Source organism: Polluticoccus soli, from assembly GCF_029269745.1.
GTDB classification, from domain to species: Bacteria; Bacteroidota; Bacteroidia; order Chitinophagales; family Chitinophagaceae; genus Polluticoccus; species Polluticoccus soli.
This window is the reverse complement of sequence record NZ_JARJHT010000002.1, coordinates 81,046-99,806: the sequence shown is the minus strand read 5'-3', so window position 1 is coordinate 99,806 and position 18,761 is coordinate 81,046. Positions and strand designations below refer to the sequence as shown.

The following is an 18,761-nucleotide window of genomic DNA, read 5'->3' as shown; positions in this document are numbered from 1 at the left end:
TACACGATGGTACAAACAGATTACATTCACGTCCCCTACGGAAAAACCGTTCATGGTGAAGAAGAAATAGACGCGGTGGTAAATGTGCTGCGCACCTCTACCCAAATGGGCAAGAACGTTCGCGAAATGGAAGAACGCATTGCTGCACTCTATGCTAAGAAATATGGCATTATGGTCAACAGTGGCTCTTCGGCCTTGTACCTGGCTGCCGACTTGCTGAATTATGAGCCGGGCACTGAGATCATCACTCCTGCCCTTACCTTCTCTACTACAGTAGCGCCACTAGTTAAAAAGGGCTGGGTACCGGCTTTTGTTGACGTGGAAGAAGGCACTTATAATCTTGACGTTAATAAAGTGGAAGAAATGATCACGCCAAAAACCAAGGCGATGGTCATCCCTAACCTTATAGGCAACCTGCCCGACTGGGCTAAGCTGCGCGAGATAGCCGACAAACACGGCATCTTCCTGCTCGAAGACTCAGCAGATACACTGGGTGCTGAAATAGGCGGCGCTTCTTCAGGTCGCTTTACGGATATGAGCACTACCAGCTTCTATGGTTCGCACATCATCAACTGTGCGGGCAATGGCGGTATGCTTTGCGTTAATACAGAAGCGTTCTACGATCGTGGTCGCCTGCTGCGTAGCTGGGGCCGTAGCTCTTCCCTGTTCGTGGAGTCTGAAAAGATCGAGAACCGTTTCAACGTAGAGATCGAAGGCATTCCTTACGATGCCAAGTTCGTATTCGAAGAACCAGGCTACAACATCGAGCCATCTGAAATGGGTGCAGCATTCGGTATCGTACAGTTGAACAAACTGGCACAGAATATCGATACACGTACTGCTAACTACAACCGCATGCGCGAGTTCTTCAGCCAGTACGAAGAGCATTTCATTATGCCAAAGCAACTGCCTGATTCACGCACAGGTTGGCTGGCATTTGCGGTAACTATCCGCGAGTCAGCGCCGTTCATTCGTCGCGACCTGCAGATCTTCCTTGAGAAACGCAATATCCAGACACGTACAGTATTTACAGGTAATATCCTCCGTCAGCCGGGCTTTAAGCACGAAGCTCACAAAGCCTCTGCTAATGGATATCCTGAAGCAGACAAAGTAATGCGCGGCGGTATGCTGTTGGCTTGCCACCATGGCCTGAACAACGAGCAGATCAGCCACATAATGGAAAGCGTTACCGAGTTCATGAAAAATATCTAAGAATGCCGGAGCTGCTGTTAAGTATTTTCTTCTCATACAAAAATGCCCAGATCGCCAAAACCAAAGGTTTGAATACGATCATATGGGTATTACTAACGCTGCTCGCTTTTTTTACCGGCGAGCTTATCGCCGGCACTATAGCAATTGCCCTGTTTTACAGCGGCCCGCTGGATCAAAAATCGGTAGCCGATTTTGTGTTCATACATCCCACTCCCCTGCGTGTAATTTTCATATACTTTACCGGCGTAGGTGGATGCCTGTTCATCAGGTACATACTGGAGCAAATGCGAGGCAACTTACCTGAGAAACCCCGAGAAGACGACAACGAAGCAGATAATCATGAATAAAAAAAGCCGCCTTACGGGGCGGCTTTTTATTTACCGAAACTTCGCTGTTATGCACCAACAATAGCTTCTGCAGTTTGCAGGCCTGCTGTGCACACATTGGCTACTACCATTACTCCAACGGCAATAGCTTTAGTTTCAGGTTCCTTGTCATTAACGGCCACACAATAACTAATGCGGCTAATGTAAGATGTCATGTTGCTGGTTTCATCTATAATAGCAGCAGAACGTTCAGCACTCGCGTCTTTCTGTGCCAGTTCATAAAAATGCCAGCAGGTACATACCAATGCGGGTATGATGAGAATAGTATTCACAACAGCTCCCGTTGCACGCCCGTCGCCTGCTTTCAGGTTTTTCATAACACCTGTAGCAGCGCCAAATTTCGTTTGCGCGGGACCGCTGAAGATCAGTTTGCAGAGGATAACTGTACCGGTAGTAGCAGTACTCATCCAGCTTACCACTTTATTCTCAATCGGGTACTTAGGTACCAATACGCCGGCAATACCATTAGTAGCAGCGCTCAATACACCAAGGATAGCTGATGGTATGCCCCAGTCGTTCTCAGGACTTTCGTCTGCAGCTTCAAAGCTGGATACGAAGCAAGACATCAGGGTGAAGAAACCAGACGCTGTGTGCCCCGTAACATATACCGCGCTCGATACCGATTTCGGCATTGTGATCGGGCCGGCAGTAACTGCAGGGGCAGCCATTGTCGGAGGTGCATCAAGGTCAGAATCCAGGGCAAAATCACTACCACCGCCGTCGGTAGGCAGTTTGAGACCCGCCTCTTCAACCATCATTGCGCGCGGCGGTTGCCTGAACGCATCCACTATTTGCGCAAAGCTGGTAGCATTGATCAGCAAATTAGAGAACTGATCATCACCGAATGGAGCTGTGTTCCTGGTGATCTTGTAACCAATAGTTACAGGTACCGCTGTAATCCAGCAGAACAGGTCGAGCATAGACAGGCTTGGCACTCCGAAGTACTCGAGGATGTCGCTCACTACAGGTATGTAGATCGGCGTATCCAGCAAATTGAGTGCAGCCGTAGCCAATTCGTATACGATGTCGAACAGAGCGTCTACTACATTTTCTACTGTTTCGAGTACGCCATCGGCAATGATAGCAACTACCCTCTTCAGTATATCTTCCAGATTCATTTGCTGGTAGCTGTTAGCCAGGCTGCTGAACTGGTCGATAACTGAATCCAGTATCGTGCCTTCGTTCTTCAGCGCCAGCAGCAGCGTATCTATCGGAGTTTGACCTGGTGTCGGCCACGTATTCCGATTCTTCTGAACAATGTTGTTGGAGTTGTTCTGGAAATGCGACGACAGCAGGTTGCCCGGTGCATCCTGACCTGAGTTTGGCTTCGAGCTTGCGTTGGCTGGTGATGTAGCCGCTGCGCCAAGACCTTTCCAGTCGGTGATGCCCGCCCAGTTGTTGATGGTCTTAACCAGGTTCTGTATCTCGTCGTTGAATTTCCCTTTTACAACTTCGATCTGGTCGATCTCGTTCTTCAGGTAGAGTTTGGTGATGTTCTTGATCACTTGCTTGGTGCGTGTGATGTCTTTCCATTCAAACAGGAATTCAAGATACTTGATCAGGTCTTCGATCGCTGTTTTAATGAGGTTGTATACCCACCTTACGGCGCTCACTACTTTTTCAACGCAGTCCAGAATGCCTTGGTATACCTTGCCCGCAATGGTTACCACAAAGCGCCAGAAACCTGTAGCCGCATCTTCAACAAGGTGCCATACATAGTCAACACCAGATTCCAGCCAACGGAAGATATCACCAACATCAGCAAGGATTGTGTTACCAAAACCCTGTAACTGCATGGTATGGCCAGTTGGCATTGCCATCAACATCAGACCACGTTTACGGCCACTTGTGGTTGCAGCAGCCGTGTACGCTTTTGCCAGGTTGACATTGGCTGCAGCAACAGCTTTGAGATCGCTCTCATTAACATCAGCAGCAACGAGCTTCTTAGTAGAGCCATCAGGACGAACAATGTTCGCGCCTTTCAGCTTGTCTGAAGAGTCTAGTGCAGCAAGCTTGTTAAATGGCTTGTCCATTGGGTTTATTTCTGCATGCGCACCACTGGCATCAGTAACAGTAAACCGCGCGCCTGCGATGTCTTCCAGTTGTTCAACTATAGTAATAGATCCTGAAGCATCAGTGTATACCGGGATCGGGGTATCCGTGATCACATAATACAGGTGATTGATATAAACAGGCACCCTTGAGTTGGAACTCAGGTTCAACGCTGTCTTAGCCAGGGGCTGATCGTTGGCATCGGTAAGCGCAATACGTGTAGTATACGAACTATACCTGGTTGCTTTTGCTTCAACAGGCGCCTTAAGTACGATATCCTGGAAATCCCAGATACTGGTTTGTGGCGACTGTGTTACTTTCTTCAGCGAATTTCCTGCAACGGCGAAGAATGTATTGGCACTATCCGCAGCATTGATATAAGGCGACACCTGGTCAACGCCAGTCAGTATCGGCATTGGGAATGTCCACTGCGCGGGAATAGTAACGTTCTGCTTCAGGCACGATGTATAGAATATCTGGTCGGCGCGGTTCAGGCCCCAAACAACATACCTGTCATCGGTTGAAAAAGCAAACAGATCGGTCACACCTTCAAACAGGTCGTTGGTTTGAATGAGCCAACCTGCAGCACCATCGTCTTGCTTGCCTGCTGCAAAATAGTACAGCGATTTATTCGCAGCCACGAACAGATCTGTTGCATTGTTGCCTACATCGGTTACCGCCAATGCAGTTGCACCTTGAGGCACTTGCAAACGAGTAACAGTAGGCGGTGCGTCAGGACTCCATGGATTATAGAGTGGCGCATACAGCAATTCAGTAGTGCCATTGATGCTACCCAGCGTATATATACCATCTACCCTATCGCCTGCTTTGCGGCCAAGACGACTGGTAATGCCCGGATCCAGATCGCCACCCATCACCATGTTGTTCCAATACCTGCCTTTTGCTTTCTTCGAATCTATGTAATACCTATCGAGGAAGTCGGAAGGCTTTGCATAGTTCTTCCTCGATATGTCTACTACTATATACTCTTCGCGTTTTGTATCAGCGATGTAGATATTTTCAATAGCGAGTGTCAGGTTAGGATGAGCGGGATCATCGTAAGGCATCACCGTCCACATAACCGATTCTGCAGTGATGGAACCAGTTTTCGATTCATTATTAAGCGAGAGGTAGAGATAATCTTTACCGCCTACAGTTATGGCAAGAGCCATATCAAGCTTACCGCTCTCCAGGTTTTGTGAAACCGCGAAATTTTTGGCTGTTACTGCTGCACCAGCGTGAGCAGTTTTCAGATCGCTGCTCAGGTCTATTTGTTGCCAGCCGGTTGAGTCGCCAGCCAATTGTTCGGTAAGATAAAATATGCCATTAGTGCTTATAGAAAACAGCAGCGAGAAGCCGTCTGCAGTTTGCAAAGCCTGGAATTTTTTTTGAGGTGATACGACATTTACTTGTTTAAAATTTACCATCATCTCCGTAGAGTAGGTGAGCTTATTTGTAGACATAGCGTTTAGTTTTTTTGAGTAAATGAAATGATAGATCAAATAAGGCGACAGGAAGAGAGGCAGTACGATTGTACTGCCCTTTCCTTGTCTTTGGGGAGTGGTAATATGATTATGCTAATTCGGTTTCTGCTTCTGCAGTTGCTTTTTTTGCGGGTGCCACCAGTTTTGCCAACTCCACTGGAAGTCCTTTCAGCAATGCAGCCCTTTCTGCCTTAGTTGCTGTTGGAGCAATATAGAGTACATTGGCTACGAGATCCTGTGCATCTGAGAACTGCGCATTCAGGAACGAGTAAGTCTTACCGCCTGGGAATACCCAACCATTAGAGCCGTTCAATGTAGCAGCGATAGTTGCAGAGTCGCTGGCAAGGAAACCGTCTATCCAACCGGTAACAGAATTTTTCACGTTGTCAACTGCGCTGTTGATCTGGCCTAGGGTAACGAACTTAGACCATCCGTCAGGATTAACAGCGTCTGACATATCTGTGATCTGTGGCGTGGCCTGGCTTACTGAGATGCGGCCTTGCGCATCGACACCTATGGTGTAAATATCCACCAGTTTCTTCTTTACAAAGTTTCCATCGGTTACACCGCCACATACATTCAGGTGCATGTGCATGGTAAGCGTTGTTTCTATCCTGATGGTAGTGCCTTGCAGGTATACATCTGACTGAACAGAATAGTCTGCGCCGATGTTACCCCATACACCCCACAGACCGCAATAGATGCTGTCGCTTGACGAAGAGCTTTTGCTGTAGCTATAAGTGAGCACATGCGACCCACCGTTTTGCACAATGTTGAATGCCTGTGCCGACTGGTCGGTGTTATAATTCCACCCGAAGCTGCATTTGATACAGTTAACGCTATAAGACGTTCCGGGAACTTTGGCAAGATTCCTCAGCGATGGCGACAATATGTCGTGCAAAAACTGGATAAACGTCCCCCTGTTAACAGACATAACACCTGCGTATTGTGTGGTCTGATCTTTCTCCACCCAGTTCCATGCAAACTGTGTTGGCGACGGCATAGGCCTGCCCTTCGACATGATCAGGTAGTTGAGCGTATATGCTGGATAGTCTGCCGTAGCCTGTCCTTTTGCGTCCTTGTAAGACGATATCTCGAAGTTCAGGTTGGTTGGAATGATAGATACATTTTGCGGGAAAGGCTGTTGCGAAACAACGCTATAACCCAGCATGATGCCGCCGTTCTTAGCGATGTCAGCAAGGTATTTGTTCAGGAACACCTGTGTCAGCACCATATAAGCCTGGCTGGTCTTATCCAGTCCGCTTATAGTGATGCTATCGCTAAGACCTGCTGCGTTCAGGTCTAAGAACAGCTGCTGTACGCTGAACATATCCTGGCCCAGGTTCTTGATCTCCCTTTGGGTTTCTGGTGGCAGGGTGCTGAAATGGTTATTGATATTATCGTTGCGCAGATCAAGATCGATAGTAAAGCTGAATACCCATGGAGCATCAGCAGTGTCCTGCGACAGGTTGATCCACGATGCTGGACCATATAGACCTGGCTCGATAACGATTATCTTAAATGTTTTGCACACCATGTTATAGGTTACATAAGAACCTTCTTTGTTGAACTGTATAACAGGCGGGATTTTTTCAGCAGGAAAATCAGGCATGCCTATCTCGATCTGGAAGGCAAACATGAATTTCTTGTCCAGCAGTTTTGCAATACGCTGGTCTGTAGTTGCTGTTTTGTCGGGGATAGTGAAAGGATCGAACCCGACATCTTTCTTCAATTGTTCAAAGTCGGTCAGCGCAATACCATTAGGGCTGTACTGGTGCGTAGGATCGTACACATAGGCTTGGGTAAACGGTGCACCGGTGTACTTTGAAAGCCATTCCTGCATTGTGGCATTTACTGAAGCCTGGGTAGTGGCAACTACCATGTCGTATCCATACTTAGGATCGGAGAGGTTTGATTGATTGGCGCTCATGTTGATGGTTGTTTTTATGAGTGAAAATAGTTTTGAGATATAGGGCAGACTACTTCCCAACACCCGCATGCGGGTGAAAGAAAACAAGTATGTAAAAACTAAAACGGGTTAGTATGCTTTGTAGTAGCGAAACAGGTGATTCAATTACACAAGACAGGACACGTCACATGCTTTGCATGTATTGTAGCTAATAGCTATGACCGGTTGTAATTGTACAGAGAAATAAATATCGTCGGAAGTGTGTGGTGATCGTTTTCATGCGGTAAATTTTGGTGTGAGGAATCGAAAGTAAGATAGTTTTTTTGAAAAACGAACAGCCGCTTATTGTCTTTTTGTTACGTGTGACATTAACTCATTTTGTGTAAATGCTTTAGAGAAAAAAAATAAAAAAACAGGTCGCGTGTACAACTTAGTTTTCAGACGCCGATGCAAAACTATTACAACCTGCCAGACACAGATTGCCACACAAAAGACTTGTGTCAAGTTGCTACTAGTTCCTAAACAAAGCTGCCAAAAATAGAAACAGGCCGAATATCCAGACCAATAACGCCATTACACCCGCAACGGTCCTTTGTCTGACCGGATGCTCTTGTTTTAGGATCTTGATGGCTTTGTGGTGGTCGATTTGTGCCAGCAAAAGCCCAAGAAGGCCCATGCCGATCATAATTAATCCCACTGCTCTCGCAGTCAAATGATGATCGGCCTCCTTCTCTGTTTCGCTGAATATTTTATAGATCGTAAATCCAAAAGAAATGAGCGACAAGGCAGTCCTGATCCATGCCATCAATGTTCTCTCCTCGGCAATAACTGTTCGCCTGTAAGCAAGGTCGGTACTGGTAAGTGCTTCTTTTTCCGGTATGCTTTCTTTTTCAGCCATGTTTCTTCTTTTTTTTGTCGGTTACGATCTCGTCGTTGATCTTACAATTCACTTTTTTTGAGCTACCCCACTTAGCTCCGGTAAGGTTGGCACCGCTAAAGTCTGTATTGCGTAATACGGAGTTGGAGAAGTCAGCGTTTGTGAGGTTTGTGTTGCGAAAAGAGGTGCCAAAGCGCGTGGTCATAAAGAATATCACCCTCCTCAATAAAGCAAAGTGCTTTACGTTATTTAATGCTCTTTTACTCAACAACGCGCATACTACAGCAAGTATCACCGGCCCTATACCGCCTGTAATGCTTTTGCCTAATATCCCACCTGCTACTGCCACAATTACGAAGAGTATGTTTGACAGGTTTCCGGCTGCAGCCCTGGCAACAGTTCCGATGTAGATCATTACTACCACAAAGACGACGGTGAATGCAATGTAAAAAGCACCAATGCCCGTACCTACTCCCGACCACCTGAATACGGCTGCGATTATTGCCATGGCAATAATGACGGGAATAATAACATGCAGAATGGTTTTGTTACCGCCTCTCCGCAAAGCATACAAGAAGCTAAATGCAACGATCACGAGACTGATAATGCCGGCCAATCTTATTTTACCGCTCACATCATCAAGCATCCCTCTAATGGTTAAACTTGCTTTTGCTGCTATGTAACCAGACACCAGCGAAATCGCCAATGCAATGATAAATATTGCAACCACATAGATTGGCCGGATGCCTGTTTTTACGTTTGAAAGGTCGGCCCCCGTGAGATTTGATCCTGTGAAGTCAGCACCACGAAGGTCGCTGCCCGAAAAGCTGGTAGAGCCAAAGTCCTTGTTTTGAAGTACGGCTTTTTGAAGATTCTTATTTGAGCGATCCTGTGCCATACGGATATTAATCTTCCTTTTTTTCAGATTTTACGTTGAGCGATTCTTTTTCTTCTGCCAGTTCTTTGCCGAGGAAGTAATTGAGGAATGTACGTATAACAGCAATTACACCCAGCTCTACCAGGTGTTCGGTTGTAGGCGATACTATGGTACTGGCGATATCGGCTGCCAGCTGAAACTCGAGCGCAACGATAAGCCAACCTCCGAATTTGTACCTGAACCGGGTGTGCATGGAATGTGGTTCTCCGAAGCGCTTCCGGGCACTGACCAACGAAACAACCACGCCGATGATAATGCTCAATAGCGACAAGGCATTCAGAAAGGCTTCTGTAAACTCGCCCCATTGGTCCAGCGTTGCGATCAATCGTTCAGTCATCTCCTGCATGCAACGTTTTTTATTCGTTAAACAGTTGCAGCTGTGCTATGTGATATGCTTCCAGACCTAAACTAGCGTGTTGGCGCTTTCGTTCACTGCTTCGTTGGTCTGCCTGACGATACACCTGAATCCTAAGTGACTCATTCCTGTATCGATCATTTGCGGTTGCCTGGCTGCCGGCCTGTATCGTAAACAATAATTCGGTGCACATAAATGCGATCCACCCTTTATTACTCTCCTCGGAATTTTTATATCCGGCTGGCATTCGTCAAAGCTTTTTTCCGGCGAAACCACCCGCGGGTTCACATTCGTTGTGCAGCATGTTTTTACTTTGTTTGCACTCTCGTCCAGTGTTTTCACATACCAGTCACTGGTCCATTCCCAAACGTTTCCAGCCATATCATACAGGCCATAGCCATTAGGTTCAAACGAACCTACCGGCGATGTGCCTTCAAATTGATCGATCGCCAAATTTTCATAGGGAAAATTTCCCTGCCAGGTATTGGCCATGGGCGTGGTCATTTGTATGTCATCATCACCCCATGTAAAGTTCTTTCCTTCTAGCCCGCCTCTTGCTGCAAATTCCCATTCAGCTTCGGTGGGCAATTCCTTGCCTGCCCAGTTGGCATAGGCTTCGGCATCTTCGTAGGCTATATGAACAACCGGATGCTTTTCTCTGCCTTCCAGGCTGCTTGATGGTCCTTGCGGATATCTCCAGCTGGCGCCGGGCACCCATGCCCACCAGTTGAAATAGCTGGATAGATCTACAGGTCCATCCGCTTTTTGAAACACCAATGCTCCCGGTACTAACAGTTCGGGCAGCGCTCCGGGATAGTCTTCAGGATTCAGTGGCCGTTCGGCAACAGTCATATAACCTGTGGCATCTACAAATTTTTGATAGTCTTCGTTCGTTACCGCGTACTTGTCAATATAAAAGCCATCAACTGTTACCTGTCTCACTGGTTTTTCTTCGGGGTAGAATTTGTCTGAGCCCATCAAAAATTTGCCGCCTTTTATAAGAACCATATTCTCAAGGTTCACGCTCAGCATTTCATTGGGTGCATGCATAAGGTTGTTTTTTCGGGGTGATAGTTTCTTACTGAATTTAAGAAGAATTACGATTCATTAAATGGTCAATTCGCCACATTCCTATAATCGATAGACACTGAACTTCTTAGGTAATTCGTAATAGACATCACGCAGGGGCGATGGTATTTATTCAACCACCGCTCCTGTGTGAAATGCATCATATTAGCCGCCGGAGGCACCCTGCGTCATCTTTTCTAGCACCTGGTCAAGACTGAAACTTGCTGACTTTTGGCGCGGCGGAAATTCTTTGAACGTGGCAAGGAATTCGCCTACATATGCCTGCGCAGGTACAAGTAAATATATGTGCCGGAACATCCAGTCATAGTATGTATTGGATGTGATCTCGCCACGTTCATAGGGATCCGTTCGCAGATTGAAGATATAGGGACACCGCAACGTCACAAACGGCTGCATCCAGATCTTGAGTGTGCCGGGAGTATTTTGAACCATGAACATCATTTTCCAATTGTCGTAGCGGATCGCAGCAACATCGCCATCATCAGTAAAATAGATGAAAGCCTTCCTCGGGCTCTTGGCTTCTTTACCCGTAAGGTGTGGCACCAGGTTATAGCCATCAAGGTGAACCTTGAAGGTTTTGTTGCCGATCTTGTAACCTTTCTTCAGCTTTTCAGCAACATCAGGGTCGCCGGCTATCGCTAGTATGGTAGGAAACCAGTCCTGGTGACTGATGATCTCGTTTGATACTGACCCTGCAGGTATCTGACCGGGGAAGCGTACCATACAAGGCACACGGTAGGCACCCTCCCAGCTGGAATTCTTCTCGTTACGGAATGGTGTCATACCGCCATCAGGCCACGTGTTCATATGCGGGCCGTTGTCGGTGCTGTATTGCACGAATGTATTATCTGCAATGCCCAGCTCATCGATGAAGTCAAGCATCTTGCCAATACATTCATCATGAAACACCATAGCATCATGATATTCCGACTGCCAGCGGCCGGACCTGCCACGATCTTCGGGTCTGGCGTGTGTGAATGCATGCATATGTGTAGTGTTGAACCATACGAAGAATGGTTCGCCTGCATCGTGCGCGGCCTTAATGAATTTCTTTGCTGCTTCCAGAAACTCCAGGTCAACAGTCCTCATGCGTTCTATGCTCAGAGGGCCGGTGTTTTCGATCTTCTGACCACCCTTTCCATCGGCATAGCAGTGCAGCACACCGCGGGGGCCATACTTTTTCCTGAAGTCGGGGAATTCTTTCGGATCAGGGTAATCCTCCTGTTCCGGTTCTTCCTCGGCATTCAGGTGGTACAGGTTGCCGAAGAACTCATCGAAGCCATGTACCGTGGGCAGGTGTTCGTCCCGATCGCCCAGGTGATTTTTGCCAAACTGTCCTGTGCGATACCCAAGAGGTTTTAATGCTTCCGCAATCGTGATGTCCTCTGCTTTGAGGCCCAGGTCAGCACCGGGTAAACCAACTTTGGTAAGACCCGTACGTAAACCACACTGGCCGGTGATGAAGGAAGCCCTGCCTGCCGTACAGCTTTGTTCAGCATAGATGTCGGTAAATAGCATCCCCTCATTGGCTATGCGATCAATATTGGGAGTACGATAACCCATCAGGCCTTTGGTGTAGCAACTTAAATTAGCTTGTCCGATGTCATCGCCCCACATTATTAGGATGTTAGGTTTTTGAGGGCCATTCTTTTTTGCTGCCATTTTTTAGCTATTTTTTTTGGTGATAAATAGGAGTTATTCCCTTCACAGAGGGTGGTCATTATTACTTAGTTAGTTTCCCGCGAGCTCTTCAAGTTCAAAAAGTGTCCGGTCGGTTTAGAAGTCACAAATGCCCGGATCAATGACGCCTGTGGATTTGTCATTTGCTGTTGCCATTTCATAGTGTTTGATAGTAAAAAAGAGGATTTAGAATTGCCGGTTTGTTGGCAAAAAAACCATGCCCTTTCTGCAGAGAATTCCACCGGACAAAAAATTTCTTATTGATTGAAATACAACTTATAAGCTCATCAGCGAGTGATGAAAGCACTGTGTTCCCGCATACTACGTGGCAGCTTAATGAGCATATATTTTTTCGATCGTTCTGAGGTAGGATGCATTGTGATAGCAACTGACACCGCTACAACAAATGACTGCGTCCCGGTCAGCGGAATTTATTGCTCAACACAGCCACCGAACTTTCGTGAATAGAATCAAATGCGTATAAGCGCGGCTGGTATGATTCTTTCGCTTTTCTACATGGATGGGTTCTTTCTCCATCATTCTTACAAGTCAAACCATTTCACCATGCTCCGCAACTCGCGCCCTAAAAAAGACAAAGCCGATCGTAACAACAATGACACGCCCACGGCCATGCCGGATAGAAGAGCGTTCTTAATTGCGCAAGCACGTCTGCAGCAAGGGCAGGATCAAGGGCGGGAGATCCAGGATGTTTCAAAACAGAACAATGGCACCTCGCCGGCAGGGCGAACGTTTAGATCGATAGGAAATGCGCTTATGGGTGTTGTGGTAGCGTTCTTTCCTAAATGCCCCGTTTGCTGGGCCGGATACATGAGCCTGTTTGGGGCCATTGGCTTGCAATCCATACCCTATACACCGCAGGTGTTGTTTCTGTTCATAGCCGGCATGGCGGTCAACCTTTATATCCAATACAGAATATGCCGCAGAAACCACCGTATGAGGGCTTTTGTGCTGAACCTCGTCGGTGTAACTGCAGTGGTGTGCGGGTATCTTTCGGGACTTGTAATCATTAGCTATTGCGGCATTGCATTGCTTATAGTTAGCTCGCTGTTCATCAATCTCCGGTGGCCCGGTCTCAGCAAAAAGATCCACCAATATGCCAGATTGTTCACAGCATAGGCTGTTGATGAGATCGTGTTCGTAGCAGTTGGCAATTCAACTCATCCGGGGTAAGAAAACCTCCGGCCTGTTCTCAAGAATATCCACCTTTCTGCTCCCGCCGCTAGGTATGATTTTTTCGCGTTCAGCACTTTGTTTAGCCTACGTAACGGATAGTTTATCTGTCAGGGAAAATGAAGATCCAGACAAGTTCATCAATTAAATTATAAACGTTGAGCGTGGCCTCGTGCGCAAAGTGTACAAAAATGACTCTACACTCCAATTAAACCATAAACCATGAAAAAAACAGAAAGAACTGAGTTTAGGAAAGGAGACGAAGCTGTGAAAAAAGATACAACAGCTGAGGTCGGGGCGGCACCAGCAGAAACAGCGAAAGCTATACCAGGTCCGGTACCAGGTACCCGGATGACGGAAGCATATCTAAAGAGCCTGGCAACATCCGTTTACCTGTGGGCGTGGCCAATGGTCAATATTTATAACAGGGTGGAAGCATTCCGTCCATTGACCGGAGCGGTGTATGGCGGTGGTGTATTGCCTCTGGCGCCACCCAACCGTTCATGTATGCTCAACGATTATGTGGAACCTGAGGAGCGGTCTGTCGCGTGTCCCAACCAGGATGTGGTGTACGGCCTTTGTCCATTAGACTTAACCAAAGATGCAGTAGTACTACAGGTGCCAGATTTTGACGACCGGTTTTGGGTGTACCAGGTTTGCGACCAACGCACCGACGGGTTTGCAAGCCTGGGCAAAATGTACGGTACGAAACCCGGCTTTTACCTGTTGACAGGCGCCAACTGGAATGGTGTCGTGCCTGACGGCATTAATGCCGTGTTCAAATGTCCGACTGCCTATGGAATTGTTATACCAAGAGTGTTTCAAACAGACGACCCGGCGGATAAAAATGCCGTTCAGCCATTGATCAACCAGATAGGAATGTATCCGCTCAATGAGTTTGATGGCAAAATGAAGATCACGGATTGGAAAAAAACACCGAGTACGCCGCCTGAAGACTCAGGGGGCGCGGAAACAAAATGGGTGGTTCCGGAAAAGTTTTTTGACCAGCTGCCAACGGTTCTTCAGCAGGTTCCACAGCAGCGGGGTGAAGAAGCGATATATGGCCAGGCGCTCGCAATGCTTGATGCTATCAGTAGAGATCCGAAGTTGAAGGCAGCAGCAATTCAAGCTGCTATCGAAGCAGAAAAGAACCTTGTCGATCCCCTGTCTAAGTTTGTGAATGTGGGTTACCCGGTAAAGAATAACTGGACGACACAGCGCAATGGTGCACAATTCGGGTTAGACTATCTTACCCGGTTGGCATGCGCCAAATCCAACATTTTTGTGAACAGGCCCAATGAAACAAGGTACTTCTACCTGGACCTGGATGCGTCGGGTGATCGTCTTGATGGCAACAGTAACTACACCGTAACCTTCATAAAAGGACAAGTGCCTCCTGTAAAAGGTTTCTGGTCACTCACCTTATACAACGAAGAGCATTTCTTCGCACCAAACGATCTTAAACGATACTCCCTGGGCACAAAGAATAAGGATCTCAAGTACGATGCTGATGGTTCTCTTACTATTTATGTGCAGAGCTCACCGCCCGATACTGACAAGATGAACAACTGGTTGCCTGCGCCCAAAGCTCCGTTCTCGTTGTACGTACGGGGATACTGGCCAGAGGACGCAATATTGACCGACAGCTGGACACCACCGCCTGCCGTGAAGAATTAAACGCGATGAAATGCATGCTAAAATTTAGCTGTCAAAATAAACAGAAGTAATCCCAATAAACTATACATCATGAAGCATTACAACCCGAGTGCCACCGGAAGCGGAGGGGCGCCGCAGAAGAAACCCAACATCCTGTTCATCATGAGCGATGATATAGGATGGTTCAACATCAGTTGCAACAACAATGGTATCATGGGCTATCGCACTCCCAATATCGACAGGATAGCGAAAGAGGGAGCAAATTTTACCGATTTCTATGGACAGCAGAGCTGTACTGCCGGTCGTGCCGCCTTTATCACCGGGCAATCGCCGATACGTACAGGATTGACAAAAGTGGGAATGCCGGGTGCAACGTTAGGACTTAACGCTGAAGACCCCAGTGTAGGCGATGTCATGAACATTTCGGGTATGCTACCGGACAATTCGGCAAGAACCATTTGGGCGATCGCAATGAACACCTGCCCACCGTTCATGGCTTCGATGAATTCTTTGGCAATCTGTATCACCTTAATGCGGAAGAAGAACCCGAGTATCCGAACTGGCCGAAGGATCCGGAGTTTACGAAAAGGTTTGGCCCTCGCGGGGTGCTGAAATGCAAAGCGACGGATAAAGATGATCCAACGGAAGATCCCCAATTTGGCCGCGTGGGCAAACAGGTGATCGAAAATACAGGCCCGTTGCACCGGAAAAGAATGGAAACCGTCGATGAAGAATTCCTCGGTGCTGCCCTCGACTTCATGGATCGAAAAACAAAAGAAGGTGTGCCCTGGTTTTGCTACATGAACACAACGAGAATGCACATTTTCACACACCTCAAACCTTCGTCGGTTGGCAAGACGGGTCTTGGATTGTACCCCGACGGCATGGTGGAATTAGATGGTTACGTAGGTCAGCTGTTAAATAAACTCGATGAATTAAAAGTAACCGAAAACACGATCGTTGTGTTTACTACCGATAACGGAGCTGAAGTAATGTCATGGCCAGATGGTGGCTCTACGCCTTTCCGCGGCGAGAAAGATACCAACTGGGAAGGCGGCTGGAGGGTGCCTTGCGTAATGCGCTGGCCCGGTGTGATAGAACCCGGACAGGTGATCAACGATATCTGTTCGCTGCAGGACTTCATACCCACCTTTGCAGCTGCCAATGGTGAGCCTGACCTGGTGGAGAAAGTAAAGAAAGGTTATGAAATGAATGGCAAGACGTATAAAGTACACCTGGATGGTTACAACCTGCTGCCATTCTTATCCGGAAAAGAAAAAGAATCTCCCCGCAAAGGCTTTCTGTACTGGAGCGATGACGGCGATTGCATGGCCATTCGTATGGGTAGGTTCAAAGTTGTTTTTGCTGAGCAAAGAAAAACTGGCCTTGACGTTTGGCGTGAGCCGCTGGCTCAAATGCGCGTACCAAAATTCTTTGATCTGCGTGCCGACCCGTTTGAGAAAGGTGAAGAAAGCTTTAAGTACAACGATTGGCTACTTGAGCAAAACTTCCTGATGTATTCCGCTGTCCCGCTGATAGCACACTGGCTGGAAAGCTTTAAAGAATTCCCGCCGCGTTGCAAACCTGCAAGTTTTAGTATAGATAGGATAATGGAATCAATGATGCCGAAAAGCTAAGACGATTCTATTCCATAATAAAGCTGTCCTTAGTTTGCAACTAAGGACAGCTTATTTTTTGATGTAGCTGAATCAGCTACGGAAAGCTATTTATTTAACAACCACCAACGTTAACCCACCAAACGTCATTGCGAGGAGCTGCTAAGACGTTGGGAGTTGTAGCACCGATGCAGCGACGAAGCAATCTAATCCAAACACGGGCTTGCGTCGCTATGAACTGCTACACAATACATGTTCAGATATTGTGCTCCCGATGCCCAACGCGTGGCTAGATTGCTTCGGCCATATCTGCGTTCGCAGATACTCTCTCGCAATGACGTTTGGTGGGAGTAAGCCTTTCGCTGTCCCAAAAGTTTTTCGCCGTTGTTGGTGTTCTTCACCAACAACGATTAGGTTAATAGGTCAAGTGCCGTTATGCTCAGCGTTTAGCGAAAAATGGATAAATTATTGTATATTTGCAATAATGAACCGACGAACCGCGAAAACTGTCATCGCCATTGCTGGCCTTAATAACATTAAGCATAATCACCATGCAAAATGAAAAAACACCTAAAACCTGCTGTAATACCTAACAAATTGAGGCTAGAACCCAATACAGGCAAGTATTTCGGCCAGTAACAAACCTGGCAGGCTGTAACAAACCAGGAAATCACATGTAAACCAATCGCAATAAATCAGAAGTGTCTTCAAATGTTCCCGTAAAACCGTCGAAACCATGAAAAACCACACAATTCCGGCAACAAAACAGGCTCAAGAGCGTATAAACGATTGATTTTTCAATGATACCGATCCGGTATTTTCGAAATTCTCCCCAATTCGGCAACAAACGGCAACAAATTTTCGAAACAAAACATTGATTTTCAGTCAGTTGATATTTAAGGTAGTTTGCTGGCCGCTCGGACCGGGAACAAATACGTTTAAATAATAACCTGTACCAAACCCAGCCTATACATGAAAAACCTTCAAAATTATTTTTCCGATATAATTCAAACCCTTACCTTTGCACTCCAATTCTCATATTGCTCTTATTATAAGGTTGCATTTGGGAGAATAGGCCGGCATTAAAGCCGGTAATTCGTTAACACCAAAAAAGAAAGGTAAATGGCTAAAGAAATCACTGGCTATGTAAAGCTGCAATGCAAAGGCGGCCAAGCCAATCCGGCACCACCAATCGGACCTGCACTGGGTTCTAAGGGTGTCAACATCATGGAGTTTTGCAAGCAGTTCAACGCTCGCACCCAGGACAAAATGGGAAAAGTACTTCCCGTATTAATTACAGTTTACGCTGACAAGTCTTTCGACTTCATCATCAAGACCCCTCCTGCAGCAGTGCAGCTGATGGAAGCTTCTAAGATCCAGAAAGGTTCTAAAGAATCTAACCGCCAGAAAGTGGGTAAGGTAACCTGGGCTCAGGTTGAAGAGATCGCCAAAGACAAAATGCCTGATCTGAATTGCTTTACAGTAGAAAGCGCCATGCGTATGGTTGCCGGTACTGCACGCAGCATGGGTCTGACAGTTGAAGGCGCAGCGCCCTGGGAAAATTAATCCATTGGTTCACCTTATTAATTCTTGTAACGATGGCAATCGCTAAAAAAAGAAAGGCTGTAGAAGCCAAACTAGATAAAAACAAACAATATACACTGGCTGAAGCTTCTGCAATGGTAAAAGATATCAACTGCACGAAGTTCGACAGCTCAGTAGATATGCACATACGTCTTGGGGTAGATCCTAAGAAAGCAGACCAGGCTATCCGCGGTACAGTTACCCTGCCACACGGCACAGGTAAAACTAAACGCGTACTGGTACTGTGTACACCTGATAAAGAAGCTGAAGCAAAAGCAGCAGGTGCTGACTTCGTAGGTCTGGATGAATTCGTATCTAAGATCGAAGGTGGCTGGACTGATGTAGACGTTATTGTTGCTACTCCTTCTGTAATGCCTAAGATCGGTCGTCTGGGTAAAGTACTGGGTCCTCGTAACCTGATGCCAAACCCTAAAACTGGTACTGTTACTAACGACGTAGCAACAGCAGTTACCGATGTAAAAGGTGGTAAGATCGCATTTAAAATAGACAAAGCCGGTATCATCCACGCTTCTGTGGGCCGCGTATCATTTGAGCCTAAGAAAATCGCTGAGAACGCTCAGGAGCTCATCAACACACTGGTACGTATGAAGCCATCAACTGCCAAAGGAGTTTATCTGAAAGGCATCAGCATGGCATCTACAATGAGCCCCGGTTTAATCATCGATACGAAAACCGTTGCTTAATCGCGAAGTGGAACGGAGGTTTTCTTAAT

Annotated in this window: 14 protein-coding genes and 1 pseudogene; 8 read left to right on the top strand and 7 right to left on the bottom strand. The window is 46.9% G+C overall.

The window, feature by feature from the left end:
• Positions 1–6 precede the first annotated feature (6 nt).
• Positions 7–1,212, top strand: a complete 1,206-nt coding sequence (locus P2W83_RS10985; RefSeq protein ID WP_276133782.1) for a DegT/DnrJ/EryC1/StrS family aminotransferase — start codon at positions 7–9, stop codon at positions 1,210–1,212.
• Between the two features lie 2 nt (positions 1,213–1,214).
• A complete protein-coding gene (locus tag P2W83_RS10980; RefSeq protein ID WP_276133781.1) occupies positions 1,215–1,559 on the top strand; it encodes a hypothetical protein in 345 nt (114 codons plus the stop codon).
• A gap of 47 nt (positions 1,560–1,606) precedes the next feature.
• Here the strand turns inward: P2W83_RS10980 and P2W83_RS10975 are convergent, their stop codons facing one another.
• The 7 genes from P2W83_RS10975 to P2W83_RS10945 form a co-directional block, all read right to left on the bottom strand.
• Complete coding sequence (locus P2W83_RS10975) at positions 1,607–5,113, bottom strand: hypothetical protein (protein ID WP_276133780.1); 3,507 nt, start codon at positions 5,111–5,113, stop codon at positions 1,607–1,609.
• Positions 5,114–5,222: 109 nt separating this feature from the next.
• A complete protein-coding gene (locus tag P2W83_RS10970) occupies positions 5,223–7,064 on the bottom strand; it encodes a hypothetical protein (RefSeq protein WP_276133779.1) in 1,842 nt (613 codons plus the stop codon).
• A 490-nt stretch (positions 7,065–7,554) separates the two neighbouring features.
• Complete coding sequence (locus P2W83_RS10965) at positions 7,555–7,941, bottom strand: YidH family protein (RefSeq protein ID WP_276133778.1); 387 nt, start codon at positions 7,939–7,941, stop codon at positions 7,555–7,557.
• Positions 7,934–8,818: a pentapeptide repeat-containing protein gene (locus P2W83_RS10960; protein WP_276133777.1), complete on the bottom strand. Its 885-nt coding sequence runs from the start codon at positions 8,816–8,818 to the stop codon at positions 7,934–7,936. Before P2W83_RS10960 ends, P2W83_RS10965 begins: the two co-directional genes overlap by 8 nt.
• A gap of 7 nt (positions 8,819–8,825) precedes the next feature.
• Positions 8,826–9,203, bottom strand: a complete 378-nt coding sequence (locus tag P2W83_RS10955) for a DUF1622 domain-containing protein (protein ID WP_276133776.1) — start codon at positions 9,201–9,203, stop codon at positions 8,826–8,828.
• Positions 9,204–9,260: 57 nt separating this feature from the next.
• Entirely contained in the window at positions 9,261–10,262 is a 1,002-nt protein-coding gene (locus P2W83_RS10950; RefSeq protein WP_276133775.1) for a formylglycine-generating enzyme family protein, read from the bottom strand.
• Positions 10,263–10,445: 183 nt separating this feature from the next.
• Complete coding sequence (locus tag P2W83_RS10945) at positions 10,446–11,963, bottom strand: arylsulfatase (RefSeq protein WP_276133774.1); 1,518 nt, start codon at positions 11,961–11,963, stop codon at positions 10,446–10,448.
• A 582-nt stretch (positions 11,964–12,545) separates the two neighbouring features.
• On the opposite strand from P2W83_RS10945, the gene P2W83_RS10940 reads away from it, so the two are divergent.
• The 6 genes and pseudogenes from P2W83_RS10940 to rplA all read left to right on the top strand — a co-directional run bounded on the left by P2W83_RS10940 (position 12,546) and on the right by rplA (position 18,732).
• Positions 12,546–13,118: a hypothetical protein gene (locus P2W83_RS10940; RefSeq protein WP_276133773.1), complete on the top strand. Its 573-nt coding sequence runs from the start codon at positions 12,546–12,548 to the stop codon at positions 13,116–13,118.
• Positions 13,119–13,394: 276 nt separating this feature from the next.
• Entirely contained in the window at positions 13,395–14,849 is a 1,455-nt protein-coding gene (locus P2W83_RS10935; RefSeq protein ID WP_276133772.1) for a DUF1254 domain-containing protein, read from the top strand.
• 69 nt (positions 14,850–14,918) lie between these two features.
• Positions 14,919–15,182, top strand: a pseudogene (locus P2W83_RS10930) (sulfatase-like hydrolase/transferase); the annotation flags it as partial.
• Between the two features lie 104 nt (positions 15,183–15,286).
• Positions 15,287–16,465, top strand: coding sequence for a sulfatase-like hydrolase/transferase (locus P2W83_RS10925; RefSeq protein ID WP_276133771.1), 1,179 nt, complete (start codon positions 15,287–15,289; stop codon positions 16,463–16,465).
• A 1,101-nt stretch (positions 16,466–17,566) separates the two neighbouring features.
• Positions 17,567–18,010 (top strand): 50S ribosomal protein L11, encoded by a 444-nt coding sequence (gene rplK, locus P2W83_RS10920; protein WP_276133770.1) that lies wholly within the window; start codon positions 17,567–17,569, stop codon positions 18,008–18,010.
• 32 nt (positions 18,011–18,042) lie between these two features.
• Complete coding sequence (gene rplA / locus P2W83_RS10915; RefSeq protein WP_338090248.1) at positions 18,043–18,732, top strand: 50S ribosomal protein L1; 690 nt, start codon at positions 18,043–18,045, stop codon at positions 18,730–18,732.
• Positions 18,733–18,761 lie beyond the last annotated feature (29 nt).

Bases quoted from the DNA above. Each gene is read 5' to 3' on its own strand.
- P2W83_RS10985 (WP_276133782.1), top strand. From the start codon at position 7: ATGGTACAAACAGATTACATTCACGTCCCCTACGGAAAAACCGTTCAT.
- P2W83_RS10980 (WP_276133781.1), top strand. From the start codon at position 1,215: ATGCCGGAGCTGCTGTTAAGTATTTTCTTCTCATACAAAAATGCCCAG.
- P2W83_RS10975 (WP_276133780.1), bottom strand. From the start codon at position 5,113: ATGTCTACAAATAAGCTCACCTACTCTACGGAGATGATGGTAAATTTT.
- P2W83_RS10950 (WP_276133775.1), bottom strand. From the start codon at position 10,262: ATGCATGCACCCAATGAAATGCTGAGCGTGAACCTTGAGAATATGGTT.
- P2W83_RS10960 (WP_276133777.1), bottom strand. From the start codon at position 8,818: ATGGCACAGGATCGCTCAAATAAGAATCTTCAAAAAGCCGTACTTCAA.
- P2W83_RS10970 (WP_276133779.1), bottom strand. From the start codon at position 7,064: ATGAGCGCCAATCAATCAAACCTCTCCGATCCTAAGTATGGATACGAC.
- P2W83_RS10965 (WP_276133778.1), bottom strand. From the start codon at position 7,941: ATGGCTGAAAAAGAAAGCATACCGGAAAAAGAAGCACTTACCAGTACC.
- rplK (WP_276133770.1), top strand. From the start codon at position 17,567: ATGGCTAAAGAAATCACTGGCTATGTAAAGCTGCAATGCAAAGGCGGC.
- P2W83_RS10940 (WP_276133773.1), top strand. From the start codon at position 12,546: ATGCTCCGCAACTCGCGCCCTAAAAAAGACAAAGCCGATCGTAACAAC.
- P2W83_RS10945 (WP_276133774.1), bottom strand. From the start codon at position 11,963: ATGGCAGCAAAAAAGAATGGCCCTCAAAAACCTAACATCCTAATAATG.
- P2W83_RS10935 (WP_276133772.1), top strand. From the start codon at position 13,395: ATGAAAAAAACAGAAAGAACTGAGTTTAGGAAAGGAGACGAAGCTGTG.
- rplA (WP_338090248.1), top strand. From the start codon at position 18,043: ATGGCAATCGCTAAAAAAAGAAAGGCTGTAGAAGCCAAACTAGATAAA.
- P2W83_RS10955 (WP_276133776.1), bottom strand. From the start codon at position 9,203: ATGCAGGAGATGACTGAACGATTGATCGCAACGCTGGACCAATGGGGC.